Source organism: Nonomuraea antri (genome assembly GCF_013283785.1).
Classification (GTDB): Bacteria; Actinomycetota; Actinomycetes; order Streptosporangiales; family Streptosporangiaceae; genus Nonomuraea; species Nonomuraea antri.
In genome coordinates, this window is record NZ_JABCPZ010000033.1 from 20,225 (window position 1) to 39,281 (window position 19,057).

The following is a 19,057-nucleotide window of genomic DNA, read 5'->3' on the forward strand; positions in this document are numbered from 1 at the left end:
CCGAACGGGTAGTCATGCCCGCATGACGACTTCCCAGACGGCGCCGCCGCCCGAGGCCACGCCTCGGCGGCGCCGCAGGTGGCGATATCTGGCCGGGTTCCTGGTCCTGGCGGTCCTGCTCGTGGTGGGCGGCCGCCTGGCCTGGTCCTGGTGGAACCCCTTCGGCGAGCAGACGATCGACCGCAGCCAGCCGGTGCTGCTGCAGTCGATCAAGGACCTGAGCCGCTTCGAGGCCGCGACCGGCAACTTCCAGGTGGTGGTCGACCTGGAGAAGGACGCCGCCTTCCTGCCCGACGCGGTCAAGGGCAGCCGTACGCTGTTCGTGGGCGCGGGCAGCGTCGACGCGTACGTGGACTTCTCCGGCATGGCGACCAACGCGGTGACGGTCTCCGAGGACCGTACGCAGGCGACCATCCGCCTGCCGCGGGCCCAGTTGGAGAAGCCCAACCTGGACAACAACCGCTCGTACGTGTTCGCGCAGCAACGCGGGCTCTTCGACCGGGTGCAGGACTTCCTGTCGTCCTCGCCCGGCGATCAGCGGGAGCTGTACATGCTGGCGGAGAAGAAGATCGGCGAGGCGGCCGTGTCCAGCGACCTGCGCGCCCGAGCCGACGCCAACACCCGCACGATGCTGACCGGGATGCTCAGATCACTCGGCTTCACCAAGGTCACGGTCAAGTTCACCGACGAACCTTAGGCGCTCCGGCGGGGGCGGGGCGGGCCGACCTAAGGCGGCCGGGCCTCAGGCAGTCGGGCCTCAGACGGCCGGGCCTCAGGCAGGGCTGGTAAGGCGGGCAGGGCCCGGCTAAGGCGGCCGGCGGCGGGGTCTGAGGTACCTGAGCCCGCTCCCTAGGTACTCCCCCACCTGCCCGGACGGGCGCAGATAAGGCATCCGCCCGATGTGCCCCGGTGCGCCTTAGGAGGAATCTAAGAGTGCGAAGAAAACAGCACGGCACTCACCTCACAGGAGCATCGGATGAACGCCGAACTCGAATACGTAGTCATGCAGAACCACGCCGCCGAACTGCGCCGGGTCGCCGCCGAGGAGCGGCGGGCGCGTGAGGCGCGCCAGGGGCAGCGGTCCGGGCGCCGCTCGGTCTTCTCGCGCCTGCTCGCCTCATGACCGTCCACAAGCAGCCCGGCCGCATCCTCCCTCGCGGCCGGGCTGAACAGCCTCCGTAGCGAGGCACCGCCCCGGCCCATTCCTTGTACGGCCGGGGCCACAACGTCCTCGGTGCTCTCCGGGGACCGCCGCAGGGGACGGCGGGAAACAGGGCCTCGCGATGAGACGCGCGCACGATACGGGGGTTGCGCACTCATCGCGAGGCCCTCGGCGTTCCTGCCTGGTGGTTCCTGATATAGCCGCCCGGCGACGCGGGGTGCGGCCGTGTCGCCCTCCCGTGGGGTCCTCGTCCGACGTGCTGCGATCCTCGGCCACCCGTGAGGGCGACTGCCACAGAGACGGCCTGCGCACCACTGCACACGCGGCGCGGTAGAGATCCTCGGCAGGTGTAGCTCTTCTAAGAGACTCGCCTGATCACGCTCCGAGAGCGAGTTCGTGCAGATTACGAATTCGCTGAAACGCGAGTGCCAGCCCAGCATGGCCGACCATACCCGCGCTCAGGTCAGATCAGCTCATGACTTGCCCAAACCGAGAAGAGATCATGTCGAAGGGAGAAGGACAGAGGGGGACGCTTGAGGGCGAACTCCACAGACACCGAGCCAGCATTCATCGGCTCAGGCGAGACGATCCGAAGCACGATCCGGCGCTCCATCATGACACGGAGACCCCCTGGCTGATCGCAATCACCTTACTGGCGGGCCTGGCCGCCGCAGTCATGACGGCCGCGAAAGCTTCATCCGCCGACCGCACATTTGCCATGTTCTCAGAACCGGTGCAGAGCCTCATGTCAGTCACAGTGCCCTTCCTCGGCGTCCTGCTGGTCGGCGACCTGAGGCGAACCCCCGGCCCGGATCGTGCCCAGCCTCCTGGCGGCGATCCTGCTGGCAGCAGCCATCGGTCTCTTCGGGGTCCTGGTCAGCGCCATCGTGCTCGCGATCACTTCGCCAGGTAGTGCCCCCGGTCCATGGCTCAACGCCGAGACCATTGCGGTGAGCGGCGTGCTGGTGCAGATCGTTGCTCAACTCTTGGACACCGGCCTGGGACTTGTGGCTGCGCCCACCTGTCGTCACGTCCCTCGCCACCATCGTGCTGCCGCTCGGCTTGTGGCCGGTGCTGCATGGAGTGGAGATCCTCCGTCCCGCCCAGGCCTGGCTCACGCCGTACTTCTCGGTGCGGAATCTGCTTTCCGGCTAGACGAGCGTGATGACATGGACACAGTGGCTCATCGTTGTTTTGATCTGGCGTGTTGGCCTCAATATCGTCGGCGCGGTGCGGGCTAAGCGATCGAAGTCAGGACACGCTCTGACAGCAGAAGGCACGCGCGATTCCGAACGCTAAGAGTCGACCAACCCCACTACTGGAACGAACTCGCTCTCGAAGCGAGATCAGACGGGGTCACTCCGACGGAGCTTCCTTGTCCGCGGTACGCTTAACCAGAAAGCTCCCCGCTTGGCCTCCTTGGCATAAGAATAAATTCGTTCACGTTGCACACCCATATCCACTTAGCCATCACTCCGAGCTCGCCATCTAAATAGAAGATTCTCCTTACCTCCCTTAAGTGGGATTGTTTCAAGTCTAGCAATTTCCTCCATGCGTGGCATCCAATCCAAATACGGAAAGAATGAAGCCCGCCAGCATAGTCGAATCAGTAGCACTTCTCCATATGCCGGAATCAATCCGACTAGCATGTCCCGCAATCTATACGAGGACCATTTTGACAGAATCCCAATTCCTGCAATTATGGCGAGCCTCAAAACTACAAGTTGTAATGCGTCAGCCAGATAAGGGACGTGTCTGGACGGAGTTGCGGCATAAAGGTCAGCCAGAAACCACCTTTCCAGGACAAGATAAAGGGAATAGTTGACCAGCAATACTCCCACTGCCGCGAGCGTGGCGATGATCGTGCGCAATACCCTCCCTATCGGCCCAACTCGAACCTCCCCGCAGAACAACTTCACCAGTCAACCCCACCTGGTTCGCACCGCTGGTTACTGCACATCCGCGGTAATCTACCTAATGCGAACACATCTCTCCATTCGCTGACTCATTTACGCTCTTACAGATACTCAGGTAGGCCTCATCCGGCGTCCCATCCCATGTCTTGTAGGTGTAGTAGGGACGCCCGGCGTTGTAATGGCCTTCCCAAGTGGTTACCCACTTGTCCGTGAACCTCAGCCGACCTTGAACTGACACCCATGCTTTCCAGTGCGTCTGCACCGTGGTTCGCCACTGGGTGCGATATAGCATTCGGTAACGAACACAACTCTCATTAAGACATATCTTAAGCGAATCAGTCTTTCTCCAAATAAACATTGTGTCTCGATACTGAATGTCGAACCGGTATCTATAGTCAGGGAATGCCGCTTTGGCAACATAGTCCATTGCAAAGCTGACCAAGTCCTTCATGAATTGCGACGGCGCTTTATCTGATGAGGCATGATTCCAAACGCCCTCAATCTTTAAGAATAGCTTCCATCCACCCTGAACCCAGTTCTTCTCCGCGCACTGCGCCTTGGAATATCCAAGTTTTCTGCACGCCGCAACGGCCTCTTCAGGAGTGCAGTGTCGCCCGCCGCAGACATCACCTTCACGGGTCCCACGAGGCGTCTTTGAATCAGCATGCAGCTTCTTCAGCGCGGCCCTCGCCTTCGCCCCTGCCGCACCCCTTAGTTTGGATGCCTGCGCGAGCGAGCGAATCTTCTGCCAAAGCCGACGGAGCTCCTTTTCGTCATCCGTCTTTTGTGCGAACCCAGCAAAGGTCTCGCGCTCTTGTTTCGAAACGTCCCAGTAGCCCGGCTGTGCCGGCTCGCCCTCTGTGGTAACCCCGATCCGCTTAGCTTCGTCATCATCAAAGGAGGGCAGATTGGGCTTGATGAAGTTATCGTAGTACCATTCAGGATCAGCTTCGATGACGGCACTGAAATCAGCGGAACCACAAATCTCGAGGGCGGGACCGCTGCAGCCCAGCGCTCCTTCACCTCCTCCGAGGGCATCGCCAATAACGGATTCCCCTCCGCCGCCTGGCCCATAGCCTGTACCGCTACCAATCGTGACCGTGGCGGATCCGCTGTAGCCCGGGTCGAAGCCCAGACCGGCGGTGTAGTGGCCTGTGGGATCGGCGCCAGTTAGGGGGGAGGCGTTGGCGTAGGTGTAGCGGTTGGCCTGGACCGACGGGCTGGGGTTGAGTGTGGCGGTGTCGCGACTGGTGAAGGTGCCGGTGCTGGGCTGGTACCAGCGGGCGTGCATGTTGACCTTGCCGGTGTCCGGGTCGGTGTATTCGCCCTGGTAGCCGAGACTGGCCTTGCCGCCGGTCTGGGCGGTGGCTTGGCCGAACGGGTCAAAGGCGGTCGAGCCGTTCACGGTGGTGCCGGTGTAGGTACCTACCAGGTCGCCGTGCAGGTCGTTGAACGCGCCGACGGCGGGGTCGGTGCCTTCTTGCAGGCCGAGCAGTGCGCCGAACGGGTCGCGGGCGTAGCGGGCCTGGGTGCTGCCGCTGACGCTGATGGCGGCCAGGTCGTTGCCGAGGCCGGAGTAGTGGTGTTGCTGGTTGGTGGTGCCGCTGATGCGGCGGGTGAGGCGGTCGAAGACGTCGTAGCTGTAGAGGCTGTCGCCGTCGGCGATGAGGCGGTCGAAGGCGTCGAAGGTGAGCTGGGTGGTGGCGCCGGCCTTGGTCTGAGAAGCGAGGGTGCCGCGCGGGGTGTAGGCGTACGTGGTGTCGTCGCCGGCGGTGAGGCGGTTGCGTTCGTCGTAGGTGTAGGCCTTGTCGCCGGCCTTGGTGCGATTGCCGGCGGCGTCCCACTCGTAGGCGGTGACGGCGCCGCCGGGGGCGGTCCAGGAGGTGAGGCGGCCGGCGTGGTCGTAGCCGTAGGTGTTGGTGCCTGCTCCGGCCAGGCCGCTGGTGGTCTTGGTGGTGAGGTTGTCGTCCTTGTCCCAACCGTAGGTGATCTTCGCCAGCTCCGTCCCGCTGCTGGACTTCAGGATCTGACTGTTGGCGCGGCCCAGGTCGTCGTAGCCGAGCGTCTGGGTGTTGGCCGGGTTGGCGGAGGTGAGGCTGGTGACGCGGTTGGCCTTGTCGTAGCCGTAGGTCCAGGTGCGGCCGGTGACCGGGTCGGAGGCCGTCTTGACGCGGTTGGCGTTGTCCCAGGTGAAGGTGGCCGTTCCGGCGGCATCGACGCGCTGGGTGAGGTTGCCGTTGGCGTCGTAGGCCATGCTGGTGGCCGGGCCCGAGGACGGGGTGAGCTTGGTGAGCTGGCCGCGGTCGTTGTATTCGAGCGTGTAGTCGCCAGCGGTGATGGGCTGTCCGGCCGGGTCGTAGCCGAAGGTGCGCTGCGCGGTGGCCGCGCCGCCGCCCGTGCCGTCTTCCTTGGTCAGGCGGCCGAGGTGGTCGTAGGTGCGGTCGATGCGCACGCCGCCGGGCTGCAGGATCGCCGTGTTGTTGCCGGCCTTGTCGTAGCTGTAGGTCCAGGTGCGGTCGGCAGCGTCCGGGTGCTGGGCGGTGGCGGGTTCGATGACGTTCTCGACCAGGCCGAGGCTGTTGTAGCCGGTCCAGGTGGTGTTGCCGCGGCCGTCGGTCAGCTTGGTACGGGCGCCGACCGCGTCGTAGCCGAACCGGGTGACGATCTCCTCACCGGCCTTGACCGGCTCGATCAGCGAGGTGAGACGGTTGAGCGCGTCGAACGTCTGGCGGGTGGTGTGGCCTTCGCCGGAGGTCTGGCTGACCACGTTACCGGCCAGGTCGTAGCCCGCGCTGGTGGTGCGCACGACGGTGCCGGCGGGGTTGAGTTCCTTGACCGTGGTCAGACGTCCGGCCAGGTCGTAGGCGGTCTCGGTGGCGGTGCCGGTGGCGTCGGTGACCTTCAGCGGACGTCCGGCGAGGTCGTAGGTGCTGGTGGTGGCATTACCTGCCGGGTCGGTGGCGGTCTTGATCTCACCGGCCGCGTTGACCTCGAAGACGGTGGTCTTGCTGCCGGGCGCGACCGTCTTGGTGAGCACGCCCGCGTTGTTGTAGGTGAATGTGGTCGTGTACGCGGTGCTGGTCGGCTTGCGTTCGATCACGGTCTGGGTGATCTTGCGGCCGAGGTCGTCGTAGGTGGCCTGGGTACGGGCGCCGTTCGGGTCCACGGCCGCCAGTTGCTCGCCGGCCAGGTCGAATTCGTTGATCCGGACGCCGCCTGGCCCGGAGGGCCCGGGGTCGGTGGTGCGGACCAGGTTGCCGAGCGCGTCGTACTCCGTCGTGGTCGCGTAGCCGCGCGGGTCGACGGTCTTGGTCAGACGTCCCGCCTTGTCATACGTGCGGGAGATCGTCGGGGTGACCGCCGTTCCGCCAGGCGGAGTGTATGCGGGCATGGTCAGCGACACCGGCCGGCCCGCCTTGTCATAGGCCGTGGTGATCACGCCGCCTTCGGCATCGACGGTGTGGGTCTGGTTGCCGAACGCGTCATAGCCTGCCCGGGTGGTCGGCCTGGCGCTCGCCGCATCCGCGCCTGCCTTCTCCACCTGTACCGCCGGGGCCTTGGTCTCGATCAGACGACCGATGGCGTCGTAACGGTTGCTGACGGTGAAGTCGGCGGCGGTGGCGCCGTCGGCATTGCCACGCGGGTCGGTTGCGCCGGTGACCAGGCCACGGTCGTCGACCTCCCACGTGGTGACGATGTCCTGATCGCCGTTCTCCACCGTCTGCCGGGTCATGACTCCGGCGGCGTTATAGGCGTACGTGACCGTTTCCGCACGGGCTTCCCCGGTCTTGGTCCGGGTCTCCTTGGCGATCAAACCATTGGCGTCGTATTCACGGACGACCTTGCGCTTGAGTGACGTCGGGTCGAACGTGCTCGACGTGAGCCGACCGGCGGCGTCATAGACGTACTGGGTCGTGGTGGTCTGTGTCCCGGTGGGGCCTGGGGTGACCTTGCTGATCAGGTGACCGGCGTTGTCGTAGGTGTTGCTTTCCAGGATGACATCGGTGGTCGTGGTGAGCCCGTTCAGCTTGACGTCGTCCGCGATCACTTGGGACTGACGGTTGTCCGCGTAGTACTTGTAGGACGTCTTGCGCCCCATGGAGTCGACGCGGGCGGCGAGGCGGCCGCCGAAGTCGTAGGAGAGCGACTCCAGCACGATTTCCTTGGCCGGCTGAGGACTGACCGGGCTACCCGTCCAGTTCTTCAACGTTCGCGACGCCAGTTCGCCCCGCGTGGTGTAGGTGAAGCCGTACACCGAACCCAACTCGTCGGTCACGCTCGTTTGCAGGCCGAGAGTGCTCCAGGTGGCGCGAACCTGACCGCCTTCGGGGTCTGTCTTGGTCTCGGGCCGACCGTGATCATCGTAGGTGTAGACAGTGGTTCGGGCCGAATTGCCGCCAGTCAGATCGCTGACTGTTTCAGTGAGCCGGTTGCCGTCCGGGTCATAGGTAAAGGTCGTCTTCGCGGTGTGCGTGACGCCTGTGATCTCGTTCTTCACTCCCGGCGCGGTCTCGGTCTCGGTCCTGCCGAAAGTGTCGTAGGTAAAGGTAGAGGTCACCCCGTCCGGGTGAGCATCGGACACCTGCGTCTGGCTGATCAGTCGGCCTAGGGCGTCGTGCTCTCGTCGGACGACAAGCCCGGTCGGCGCGGTCTGTTCTGCTAAGTCACCCGCAGCGTTGTAGCTGAACCTGGTGACATTGCCCTTGGCGTCGGTGCTGGTCTTCAGCAGGCCCGCCGGCGTGGTGCCGCCGCCGACCGCAGGTTCGTTGCCATCGGTGTAGGTGACCGTCTTGGAGCGGCCGTTGGGAAAGTCCAGCGTTGCCGGGCTGGTCTCCTTGATCAACCCGCCGTACTGATCATAGTCATAGCTGATGGCGTACGTGTTGTCGGTGCTGCCGGCGGACCTGGCGTCGCGAGATTTGACGACACGGTCATTGCGCGGGTCGAACTCGTCGCCGGTGTTGAGGTAGTACGCGGTGTGAGAGGTCTGGCAGCTGCTGGACGTCCGGCAAGTAGTCGTGGCGATGACGTTCCCGCGGCTGTCGTTCGCGCGGGTGACACTATTGCCATTCGGGTCGGTGACTTTGGCCAGGAACCCGCCGGTGTCGTAGGTGTAGCTGGTCTTCTTGTCCTCCTGATCGGTAGTGGACACGAGTCGGTAGCCGCGCCAGGGATCGTGCTCGGACGACAGGGAGATTTGTGACGGGTCGATGACGCTGACGGTGCTGACCCGCTTGGTGTAGTCGAGGACCGGCACGCCGATCTTCCAGGTGCCGCCGTGGGCGTCGGTCATGGTGCTCAACCGGCCGCTGGCCGCGTCGTAGACGGCCGCCATCGAGGTCCGACCGGACGGGAGTGTGATCTTGGAGAGGGAGAACGCCGCTTCTGCCCGGGCGTCATAGTGAGCCCGCACTTCGCCAGCCGTCAGTGCCCTGTCGTAGAGGGAAACCTCGTCGATGGATCCCTGGAAGCCGAACTCTTTCGGCTGGCTGATCCCGGCCGGTGTTCCAGGCACGGAGGCGGAGTCGGCCGCACCGGTGCCGATCACCGAGCCGTCGAGCCAATCCCAGTCCTCCACGCCCATCGCCCCGGTCCCCGCCGATGCGCCGTCCACATACAGCGTGGTGACCTCGCCGGCGACGGTGATGACCGCGTGGTGCCACTGGCCGTCGTTCACCGGCTGAGGTGAGGTCACCGGGGTACCGGGGCTCTCACCGCCCAGAGCGAGCTTCAGCTGGCCGCGCAGCTTGCCGTCGGTGCCGACGTACAGGCCGGGCACGCCGTAGCCGGGATTGGACGGCTTCCACGATCCCTGCCCGGCCCAGAAGATGAACCCGGACTGGGTGGTCTTGAACCAGGACTCGACCGTCACCTGGTCGCCCAGTTTGGGCAGCATGGGGCCGAGCTCGAAGTGGGAGGAGCGCCCGCTGCCCTGGAACGTGGCGGCCGCATTGGTCGTACCCGCCAGCGCACCCGGTTGCCCTGTCAGTGTGCCGCTTCCGAATCGCGTGCAGCCCAGCGCGTCGGCCTCGTCCGGGAAGCACTGCACCGTGCCCACTTCCGGCCAGGTCTCGGTCCTGACTTCGCCCAGCCTGAAGTAGTGCACAGGACGGTCGTCCAGGACGGTCTCGCGATACCGTGAGGCGCTGCCATAGTCGTAGACGGTGCAGGCATCTCCCTGTCCAGGAGCGCACATCCTGACCAGGCGATCGCCGTCGTAGTGGTAGGTCCACACCAAGGGTGTCCCGTGGACGGGGTCGGTGGACACCGAGCCGACGTGCTCACCGGTCCAGGAGAACGTCAACGACCGCCCACCGATCGCGGTGACCTTGGTGAGCTTCCCGTCGGTGTAGGTCAGCATCTGCCCACGACCACGGCTGTCGGTGACCTTCGACAGGCGGCCCTGAGCGTCGAACTCATACGAGTTCGACTGCTTGTCCATCACCTTCCAGCCGCCGGCGGGCAGCTTGGCCAGCGTGATGTGCATACCGGGCGGAGGCTGGTAGGTGTTCTTTCCCGCGTGTTGCGCGAATCGCAACTGCCGCCCGTCCGGATAGGTGAGCAGCAACGATTCCGGCGTCCCACCCTCGGACTCGATCTTCATGTCGAAGCGGGTGGACCAGCCCGCGCCGAACATCGCCTTGGCCCGTCTGTCCAAGCTGTTGTAAGAGCGCACCACCGCAAGCGGCACACTTCCGGGCGTCGCCACCGCGGCATCGGTGACCGTCGTGGTGTAGTTACCGGCCAGCTGATGGAAATCCTGACCATTGGCGGCCTGACCGGCCAGCAGGGAACTGACTATCGGCTGGCGAACACCGGTGGTGAAATACAGGTCCGTCAAAACACTGGTCGCCCCGGTGTTGGTATCGCGCGCCCGGACCTGCCAGACATAAGTCCGGCCCCACTGCAGCTTTCCGGCGGGGACCCTCCAATACGGGTCGGTCCACGGCTTCCACGGTGAGGTGGTGCATGCGCCCGACCCGATCGTTTCACAGACCCGGTATTCTCGCTCGACCTGCCAGGCAGGATAAATGCCGGTATTGGCGGCGTCAGCGCGTAGCAATGGAGTCAGGGTGTCGACCTCGGAACCGCTCTCCGGATAAACCGGCCCGACCGATGGACTGTCGGCCATCGTGCTCGCACGCGTCTCAACGGGACGCGATGCCTTCCGCTCGAGACCGTCCCGGGGGATCCACCCCCTGGGCCGCTCGCGCTGAACCGTCGGGCTCGGGACGACGTGCTTGTCCAGCGCCAACGCACCCTTGGGAGGCCTGAGGTGCTTCTGGTCGACCTGAAGGTCCCGGCCACTTTCCTGAGTGACAGAGGAATCCACCAAGAAAGGCAAGGGGCCGCTATTGCCTCGCATCTGCTTCGGGGTTTCGACTCCCGCTTGAACGCTGGCAACCGACCTGATATCAGCCATCGCTGGTTGAACCGCGAGTTGCACAAGACCCGGCAGTGCGAGCATCGCTGCAATACCGACGATCCTCGCCGATGAACGGGGGCCAGAGCAGCCGAAAAGCCAGCGCATATGCTGTCACACTCCGAACCAACGAGAGTCAACCTTGGGGACGTCGAACACGCCACTCCCCGCCCACTGCTGACGCAGCCGGCTCAGAGCATTCAAAACGCCCAAAGATTAACTTCCTCTTTATTTCGGACACAAGATCCGAAATCGTCATGACTCAACTGCGCTAAGTGACCGCGGGAGGGTATCGGGGTCAAACCTGCAGCAGACTCCATGTCACGATTGCTGCTGTCCGGAGCCTGAGCACGTATCGCATGCCCCACTCACGCCAGGCGAATGGGTTGCGCTCACTCCCACCGCAGCAGCGCATAGATTGGCCGACTCTTCGGGTTCGGCCTCGATTTCGGCCACGCCAGATGTCGTATTGGCTGATGTGCTTTCCGGGCTCGCCGCATCCCGAACCTCCGAGCGCTCGCGGATGAGGCCGGCGGTGAAGCCGTTGTCGAGCATGCGGCCGAGGGAAACCCCGGTACATGGGTTTCCTCACGTCGTCCGGTATCCGTCGGCGTTGAGCCCCAGGGGTGCGTTGGCGCATGGGCTCACCGGCCACGGAGCGTTCGTAGAAGGTCTACGGAGCAGCGGGCGAGGCACCGCCCCGGCCCATTCCTTGTACGGCCGGGGCCACAACGTCCTCGGTGCTCTCCGGGGACCGCCGCAGGGGACGGCGGGAAACAGGGCCTCGTGATGAGACGCGCGCACGATACGGGGGTTGCGCACTCATCGCGAGGCCCTCGGCGTTCCTGCCTGGTGGTCCCTGTTATAGTCGCCCGCGACGCGGGGTGCCCGGATGGCCGGGCTGAGATCACACCCGTCGAACCTGATCTAGTTCGCACTAGCGAAGGGACGTCGATGTTCTGCGACGACGTGTGGAAGCGCACCGCCGACCTGGTGAGCGCGATCCACGAGCACCCGTTCAACACCGCTCTCGGCGACGGCACGCTCGACCGGGACCGGTTCGCCTTCTACATCGTCCAGGACGGGCGGTACCTGGAGGCGTTCTCCAAGGCGCTGGCCACCGCGTCGGTGCGGGCCGCCGATCCGGGTGATGCGGCGTTCTTCGCGCGGAGTGCTCACACCGCGCTGGCCGCCGAGCGGATGCTGCACGCGGGGTACGTCCAGGAGCTCGGCGCGGCAGCCGAGGGGATCGCCACGTCGCCGACCTGCTTGGCGTACTCGTCCTTTCTGCAGGCCACGGCGCTGGCCGCGCCTTATCCGGTGCTGGTGGCCGCGGTGCTGCCGTGCTTCTGGATCTATCAGGACGTCGGCAGCGCCCTGCTCGCGCGGACCGGCGATCTGACCGAGCATCCGTACCGGGCCTGGATCTCCACCTACTCCGACCCGGACTTCGCGGCCTCGGTCGAGCAGATCAAGGCGATCACCGACAGGCTCGCGGCAGGTGCGGACGCCGCGACGCGTGAGGCCATGGCCGACGCCTACGGGCGGGCGGCGGCGTACGAGTGGATGTTCTGGGACAGCGCGTGGCGGCGCGAGACGTGGCCGACCGCGCAGTGGCTGGCCCCCGTCACCCCGCGCCCCTGGGCCTGACCGGCCCGCTCCCAGAAGGCCGCCCCTGCCGGCTTTCCCGAAGGCCCGTCCGGGCCGTCTTCCCAACGGTCCGTCCGGGCCGAAGGCCCGCCCGGCCCGACGTCCCCATGGATGCCCCCGCAGACGGTCCCGCCCCGCGTTCCGCAGGCCGGGGCCGCGCGCGCTCTACCCCTTTACCTCCCGGGGCTAAGAACCCTCGCCCGCGCAGAGGGTTTCTCTACCTCCCCCCGAACAGCCCTCTGGCCGAGTTCGCGCGGGAGTGCAAGGCTCCCCGGAGTTGAGGTGGTCCCGCGCACGGGCGGGCGGACGGCGTCGACGGCTGCGAACGCCGCCGGCGTGGCTCCACGGCCCGGGTGCGGGCCCATGCCCGTAGCCATGAAAGGAGCGGCAGCATGCCAGGCGAGGGTCGCGTGACGGCGAGAAGGATCAACGATCACGTGGAGGTCCTCCACACCGGCGACGAGAACACTGTGCTCGAAGTGTCACGTCACGACTGGGAGAGGTTCACCACGGCGGTCAAGGCGGGCGTGTTCGACCTCGAGACGCTCAACCGCGAGGCCCAGGCCGAGGCTCAGGCCGCCGCGAAGGCCTGATCCAACGGCCGGCCACCCGAAAAGCCATACGTAAGTACGGCCGGCCGGATGCGCGACAGGCGCCTGCCCTCCCCCTCCGCAGCGGGACGGCAGGCGCCTTTCACGTTCTCTCGCCTGGAAGCCGTTACCGGTCGGACGGGACGCGGATGATCAGCGCGTCACCCTGTCCGCCGCCGCCGCACAGCCCGGCCGCGCCCAGCCCGCCCCCGCGCCGCTTCAGCTCGTACGCCAGCGTCAGCACGATCCTGGCCCCCGACGCGCCGATCGGGTGGCCGAGCGCGATGCCGCCGCCGTTGACGTTCACCTTCTCCAGCGGCACGCCCAGCTCCTTGGCCGACTGCAGCACCACGCTGGCGAACGCCTCGTTGATCTCCACCAGGTCCAGGTCGCCGGCCGTCAGCCCCTGCTTGGCCAGGGCGTGCTTGATGGCGTTGGCGGGCTGGGACTGCAGCGACGCGTCGGGGCCGGCCACGTTGCCGTGCCTGCCGATCTCGGCCAGCCAGGGCAGCCCGAGCTCCTCGGCCTTGGCCTTGGACATCACGACCACCGCGCACGCGCCGTCGGAGATCTGGGAGGCGGAGCCGGCCGTGATCGTGCCGTCGGCGGCGAAGGCGGGGCGCAGCTTGGCGAGCGTCTCGACGGTGGTGTCGCCGCGCACGCCCTCGTCGTCCTTGACGACCACGGGCTCGCCGCGCCGCTGCGGGATCTCGACCGGGACGATCTCCTCGGCGAAGACGCCGTTCTTGATCGCGGCGGCGGCGAGTTGGTGCGAGCGGGCCGACAGCTCGTCCTGCTCCTCGCGGCCGATGCCGAGCCTGGCGTTGTACCGCTCGGTCGACTCGCCCATCGCGCACTGGTCGAAGGCGCAGAACAGCCCGTCGTGGGCCATCGAGTCGACGACGTCGGAGCCGCCGTACTTGACGCCCTTGCGCAGCCCGGGCAGCAGGTGCGGGGCGTTGGTCATGGACTCCATGCCGCCGGCCACCACGATGTCGAACTCGCCGGCCCGGATGAGCTGGTCGGCCAGGGCGATGGCGTCGAGGCCCGACAGGCAGACCTTGTTGATCGTGAGCGACGGCACGGTCATCGGGATGCCGGCCTTGACGGCGGCCTGGCGCGACGGGATCTGGCCCGCGCCGGCCTGGAGCACCTGCCCCATGATCACGTACTGGACGTCGGTCGGCGCCACGCCGGCGCGCTCCAGCGCGGCCTTGATGGCGATGCCGCCGAGCTCCACCGCCGGCGATCCGGACAGGGACCCGAGCAGCTTGCCGATGGGGGTACGAGCTCCGGCGACGATGACGGAACCAGACATGGCGACGGCCTCCTGTGCGCACGTGGGGTTGTTTGACACCATACCCACGAGTAGACGGACACCCGCTATGGAGGTAGGCCACACATGTTCATGCGGATCGATCACATCGGAATCGCCTGCCGTGACCTGGAGGAGAAGATCAGGCTCTTCTCCGAGACGTTCGAGCTGACGGTCGTGGCCAGAGAGGTGAACGAGGAGCAGGGCGTCAAGGAGGCCATGCTGCACATCGCCGACGGCGAAGGCGGGGGCTCCTACATTCAGCTCCTCGAACCCCTCTCGGAGGACTCCCCTGTGGGAAGATTCCTCGCCAAGCGCGGCGAGGGCGTACACCACGTGGCATTCGGGGTACCGAACGTCACCGAGGCCATGGATAAGATCAGCGCGAAGGGGGTGAGACTGCTGGACGAACGTCCCCGGCACGGGTCGATGGGCTCGGAGATCGCCTTTCTCCATCCCAAAGACGTAGGAGGAATGCTGACGGAGTTGGTCCAGGCGGCCAGGCCCTAGCAAACGCGAAAAACGTTCAGAAGTAACTAGTCATGCAGAAAGCTGGACGGGGCCTCGAAGGCGGCATCGGCGGAGTACGCTGGCCTTCCACCGGACATGGAGCCTGCCGCGAGGCACAGGCTTCTGGCTCGGGTGCCCCGAACCCCCCGTCCGGCCCGTGTAGCCGTCTCGACAACCCAGGATCGAGCCTCCATGCAGTCCGACATCGACGCCCAGCTCAACAACTTCTTCGAGGACGCCCCGGCACGCGAGTTCGACGTGGTGCTCCGAGGTTATGACCGGCACCAGGTCCACGATCATCTGAAGCAGCTCGACGGCGAGCTCCGGCAGGCCCGCGAGCAGGTCACCTCCCTGCAGCGCGACCTCTCGGACTCCCAGCGTCAGCTTCAGGAGCAGGAACGACCCACCTACTCGGGCCTGGGTGCCCGCATCGAGCAGTTGCTCCGGCTGGCCGAGGAACAGGCCACCGAGCTCGTCCAGGCCGCCAGGTCCGAGGCGAACGAGATCAAGGCGGCGGCCAAGGTCGAGGCGGCGGACATGAGAGCGGCCGCCGAGGCCGAGGCGGCCGAGAAGCGCGCCCAGGCCACGCGCGAGAGCGACGAGATGCGCACCACGGCCGAGCGCGACGCCGAGGAGATCCGCTCGACCGCCCGCCGCGAGGCCGACGAGCTGACCAACACCACCGAGCGCGAGGCCGCCAAGCTGCGGGCCACGGCCGACCACGAGGTGGCGGAGAAGCGGGCCGACGCCGAGCGCGAGATCGCCAAGCTGCGCACCACGACCGAGCGCGAGGTCGCCCAGCTGCGCGCCTCGACCAAGCGTGAGCGCGACGAGGTCCTGACCACCGCCAAGCGGCAGGCCGACGAGATGCGCGCGCAGGCTCAGCGGGTGCTGGAGGAGTCCGAGGCCAAGCGGGCGCAGGACGAGGCGGAGTTCGAGATCCAGCTGGCGTCCAGGCGCGAGGAGGCGGAGCGCCAGGAGGCGGAGCGCCACGCCACCGCCCAGGCCGCCACGCAGAAGCTGGTCGCCGAGGCCGAGCAGCGCGCGGCCACGGCCGAGTCGCGGGCCACGAAGGCCACCCAGCAGGCCGAGCAGACCCGCCGCGAGGCCGATCTGCACGCCAAGCAGCTGGTCGCGAACGCGCGGAAGAACTCCGAGCAGATCGTGTCCGACGCCAAGTCCAGCGCCGAGACGATCGTGACCGAGGCCAAGAACGAGGCCGAGCGCACCCGTACGGCGATGCAGCGTCAGGTCGACGAGCTGACCCGTCAGCGCGACAGCATCACCAGCCACCTGGCTCAGCTGCGCCAGCTGCTCGGCGGCGCCGCGCTGCCGGGCCTGGAGCCCGAGCCCGCGGTCGCCGCGGCCCCGCCGAAGCCCGCCATCGCGGCGCCTGCGCCGGCCCCGGTCGAGCCGCCCACCCAGGCCGTGCCCGCGGTCGCCAAGGTGGAGACCAAGTCCGACGACGACGCGGAGTGGTGGCAGGAGTAACGACGGATCACGGGGGCTGATCGACGGCTGGGAGAGCCTGGCGACGAGTTTCGTCGCTAGGCTCTCCTTTTGTCGTTCCCAGGCCCTCCGGTCCCCTTCGCCGCCACCCCGAATCCCCAGGAGTCTCCCGTGTCCGCAGACGTCGAGTCCCCCGCCGGCGAAGAGGCGGAACCCGGCCGCCCCGCCGACCCCGAGGAGACACCTGACCGGTCCGACGTCCCCGACCACGATCCCGACTCCGACCCCGGCCAGGACTACGGGCTGCCGGGGAAGCCGCTGGCCCGGGGCCCGTTCCTGTTCGGGCTGGTCGGCGGGCTCGGGGTGCTGACCGCGATCGCGCTCGGCCAGATGATCGTCAAGTCGCTCAGCACGATCATCCTGGTCGTGGTGGCGATGTTCCTGGCCGTCGGGCTGAACCCGATCGTCGAGGCCCTGCAGCGGCGCGGCCTGGCCAGACGCGCGGCGATCTCGATCGTGTTCACCGGGGTCATCGTGGCTTTCGCGCTGTTCGGGCTGGCCGTGGTGCCGCCGGTGAGCCAGGAGCTGACGGCGTTCTTCGCGGCCGTGCCCGACTACTTCAAGCAACTCACCGAGAATCCCACGCTCAAGCAGCTGGACAGCAAGTTCCACATCCTGACGCAGGCGCAGGCGTTCGTGACCGGCGGGCTGGGCCCGGCGCTGGCCGGCGGCGTGCTGAACGCGGGCCTGGGGGTGCTCAACGGCGTGTTCACCACGGTCACGCTGCTGGTGCTCATGCTGTACTTCCTCGGCTCGCTGCACACGATCAAGGCGTACCTGCTCAGGCTCGTCCCGGCCTCCAGGCGGGGGCGGACGAGCGCGATCAGCGAGGAGATCCTCACCGGGATCGGCGGCTACGTGGCCGGCAACGTGCTCATCTCGGTCATCGCGGGCGTGCTGACCTGGATCTTCCTGTCGATCCTGGACGTCAAGTACGCGCTCGCGCTGGCCTTGGTGGTGGCGCTCACCGACCTGATCCCGCTGGTCGGGGCCACGATCGGGGCGGCGGTCGTCACCTTGGTCGCGCTGCTCCAGTCGGTGCCCGTCGGGATCGCGTGCGGGATCTTCTTCCTGGTCTACCAGCAGGTGGAGAACTACCTGATCTACCCGCGGGTGATGAAGCGCTCGGTGAACGTGACCCCGGCGGTGACCGTGATCGCCGCCCTGTTCGGCGGCGCGTTGCTGGGCATCGTCGGCGCGCTGCTGGCCATCCCGGTGGCCGCCGCGATCGCGCTGATCATTCGCGAGATCGTGCTGCCCCGCCAAGCTCGGTCCTGAGGAATTCGGTCACGGCGGCGTTGAACGCCTCGGGCTGCTCGACCGCGCTCAGGTGACCGGCCTTCGGGATGATCTCCATCCGGCTCTCGGGTACGGTGCGCGCCATGGCCTCGGCGTCGGCCAGCGGGGACAGCTCGTCCTCCTCGCCGACCACGATCAGCAGCGGCGCCTTCAGCGCGGCCAGCGTGTCGAACGAGTCGCGCCGGCCCGCCATGGCCCGCTGCGCCCAGGCGACGGCCCCCGGCGGCGCGGACTGGACCAGGCCCTTGACCCGCCCGAACACCATGGCCCGCCGTTCCTTGGTGGTGGGCCCGATGAGCGCGGGCAGCACCTCGTCGACCAGGACGTCGCTGCCCCCGGCCAGCACGGCCTGGGCGATGCGCTCCCGGTTCTCCCTGGCGGCGGGCGCGTCGGGGCCGGCCTTGGTGTCGGCCAGGATGACGCCGAGCACCCGGTCGGGGTGCCTGCGGCAGAACGCCATGGTCACGTAGCCGCCCATGGACAGCCCGCCGACCACCGCCCTGTCGATGCCTTCCTCGTCGAGCATCCTGGCCACGTCGTCGGCCATGAGCTCGATGGACGGTTCGTCCTCGCCCAGCCGTGAGCCGCCGAATCCGCGCAGGTCAGGGGTGATGACCCGGCACGAACGCGCCAGCCCTTCCCGTTGCGCCAGCCACATCGCCGACGAGAGCGGGAACGCGTGGAGCAGTACCACCGGGACCCCGGTCCCGGCCGATCTCGTGTAGAGCTGCACGGACCACACGGTAACGCGGTTCACCGCGCCAGGCACTCATCGACGTATGCCGATATCCCTCCCTATCCTGTCCGCTTTTCCGAATTACACGAAAAAACCTCGCATTAGTGCGGGTGGGGTCCTGGCCACCCGGGCTCAGATGGCGGTGGCGCCGCCGTCGATGAACAGCACCTGGCCCGTCATGTACGCCGACGCCTCGCTCGCCAGGAAGACGGCCGGCTGGGCCATCTCCTCGGCGGTCCCCCAGCGGCGCATCGGGACGGTGGCCACGGTGGCCGCGCTCGCGTTCTCGTCCTCCCAGAGGTTCCTGTTGAGGTCGGTGGCGGTCCAGCCGGGGCAGAGCGCGTTGACCCTGATCCCGGCCTGCGCCCACTCCACGGCCAGGGTCTTGGTCAGCGCCACCAGGCCGGCCTTGGCCGCGGCGTACGGCGCCAGGAAGGGCGCGCCGAGCGCGGCCACCGACGCCACGTTGATGACCGCGCCCGCGCCCCGCTCCAGCAGGTGCGGGGCGACCTCGTGACAGACGACCATGGCGCTGTCGAGGTTGAGCCGCATCAGCTTGTCCCAGCCCGACAGGCGCAGGTCCTTGAACTCGACCAGGAAGTTCGACCCGCCGGCGTTGTTCACCACGATGTCCAGGTGGCCGAGGCCGTCGATGGCGCCGCGCACGGCCCCGGCGGCCGCGTCGCGGTCGGTGAGGTCGGCGGGGAGCACCACGGCCCTGCGGCCGCGCGCCTCGACCTCCTTGCCCACCTCGGCCAGGGAGTCGGCCGAGCGTGACACGAGCGCCACGTCCGCGCCCGCCTCGGCGTAGGCGAGCGCGATGGCCCGGCCGATGCCTTTCGACGCCCCGGTGACCAGAGCCGTCTTGCCGGACAGATCGAACGCGCCCACAGTGCCTCCTCGCTCGGAACCGAACAAGATTCTATGGAGCTCGCCGGTTCCGCGCC

At 67.0% G+C, this 19,057-nt stretch carries 13 protein-coding genes and 1 riboswitch; of the genes, 8 read left to right on the forward strand and 5 right to left on the reverse strand.

The window, feature by feature from the left end:
* Positions 1-22 precede the first annotated feature (22 nt).
* The 3 genes from HII36_RS13770 to HII36_RS13780 all read left to right on the forward strand — a co-directional run bounded on the left by HII36_RS13770 (position 23) and on the right by HII36_RS13780 (position 2,317).
* Positions 23-697, forward strand: coding sequence for a DUF4230 domain-containing protein (locus tag HII36_RS13770; RefSeq protein WP_173523543.1), 675 nt, complete (start codon positions 23-25; stop codon positions 695-697).
* A 279-nt stretch (positions 698-976) separates the two neighbouring features.
* Positions 977-1,123 (forward strand): hypothetical protein, encoded by a 147-nt coding sequence (locus HII36_RS13775; protein ID WP_173523544.1) that lies wholly within the window; start codon positions 977-979, stop codon positions 1,121-1,123.
* A gap of 1,014 nt (positions 1,124-2,137) precedes the next feature.
* Complete coding sequence (locus HII36_RS13780) at positions 2,138-2,317, forward strand: hypothetical protein (RefSeq protein WP_173523545.1); 180 nt, start codon at positions 2,138-2,140, stop codon at positions 2,315-2,317.
* An 819-nt stretch (positions 2,318-3,136) separates the two neighbouring features.
* Here the strand turns inward: HII36_RS13780 and HII36_RS13785 are convergent.
* Positions 3,137-10,546 (reverse strand): LamG-like jellyroll fold domain-containing protein, encoded by a 7,410-nt coding sequence (locus tag HII36_RS13785; RefSeq protein WP_173523546.1) that lies wholly within the window; start codon positions 10,544-10,546, stop codon positions 3,137-3,139.
* 276 nt (positions 10,547-10,822) lie between these two features.
* The gene (locus HII36_RS13790; RefSeq protein WP_173523547.1) at positions 10,823-11,056 is read right to left on the reverse strand and encodes a hypothetical protein; all 234 of its coding nucleotides are present in this window, start codon (positions 11,054-11,056) and stop codon (positions 10,823-10,825) included.
* A 315-nt stretch (positions 11,057-11,371) separates the two neighbouring features.
* Positions 11,372-11,467: riboswitch (TPP riboswitch) on the forward strand.
* Between HII36_RS13790 and HII36_RS13795 the strand changes: the two genes are divergently transcribed.
* Together HII36_RS13795 and HII36_RS13800 are read left to right on the forward strand one after the other, a co-directional pair.
* Entirely contained in the window at positions 11,456-12,151 is a 696-nt protein-coding gene (locus HII36_RS13795; RefSeq protein WP_173523548.1) for a TenA family protein, read from the forward strand. (Overlaps the previous riboswitch by 12 nt.)
* 392 nt (positions 12,152-12,543) lie before the next feature.
* Complete coding sequence (locus HII36_RS13800; RefSeq protein WP_173523549.1) at positions 12,544-12,744, forward strand: hypothetical protein; 201 nt, start codon at positions 12,544-12,546, stop codon at positions 12,742-12,744.
* 124 nt (positions 12,745-12,868) lie between these two features.
* Here the strand turns inward: HII36_RS13800 and HII36_RS13805 are convergent, their stop codons facing one another.
* Complete coding sequence (locus HII36_RS13805; protein WP_173523550.1) at positions 12,869-14,059, reverse strand: acetyl-CoA C-acetyltransferase; 1,191 nt, start codon at positions 14,057-14,059, stop codon at positions 12,869-12,871.
* Between the two features lie 84 nt (positions 14,060-14,143).
* On the opposite strand from HII36_RS13805, the gene mce reads away from it, so the two are divergent.
* From mce to HII36_RS13820, 3 genes are all read left to right on the forward strand, one after another.
* Entirely contained in the window at positions 14,144-14,566 is a 423-nt protein-coding gene (mce, locus tag HII36_RS13810; protein ID WP_173523551.1) for a methylmalonyl-CoA epimerase, read from the forward strand.
* A 192-nt stretch (positions 14,567-14,758) separates the two neighbouring features.
* Positions 14,759-16,057 carry a DivIVA domain-containing protein gene (locus HII36_RS13815; protein WP_173523552.1) on the forward strand — a complete coding sequence of 433 codons (1,299 nt, stop codon included), beginning with the start codon at positions 14,759-14,761 and terminating at the stop codon, positions 16,055-16,057.
* Between the two features lie 129 nt (positions 16,058-16,186).
* Positions 16,187-17,353, forward strand: coding sequence for an AI-2E family transporter (locus HII36_RS13820; protein WP_173523553.1), 1,167 nt, complete (start codon positions 16,187-16,189; stop codon positions 17,351-17,353).
* On the opposite strand, the gene HII36_RS13825 is transcribed toward HII36_RS13820, so the two are convergent.
* The gene (locus tag HII36_RS13825; protein WP_173523554.1) at positions 17,313-18,107 is read right to left on the reverse strand and encodes an alpha/beta fold hydrolase; all 795 of its coding nucleotides are present in this window, start codon (positions 18,105-18,107) and stop codon (positions 17,313-17,315) included. The genes HII36_RS13820 and HII36_RS13825 overlap by 41 nt on opposite strands.
* A 135-nt stretch (positions 18,108-18,242) precedes the next feature.
* Positions 18,243-19,001: an SDR family NAD(P)-dependent oxidoreductase gene (locus tag HII36_RS13830; protein ID WP_173523555.1), complete on the reverse strand. Its 759-nt coding sequence runs from the start codon at positions 18,999-19,001 to the stop codon at positions 18,243-18,245.
* Between the last annotated feature and the right edge of the window lie 56 nt (positions 19,002-19,057).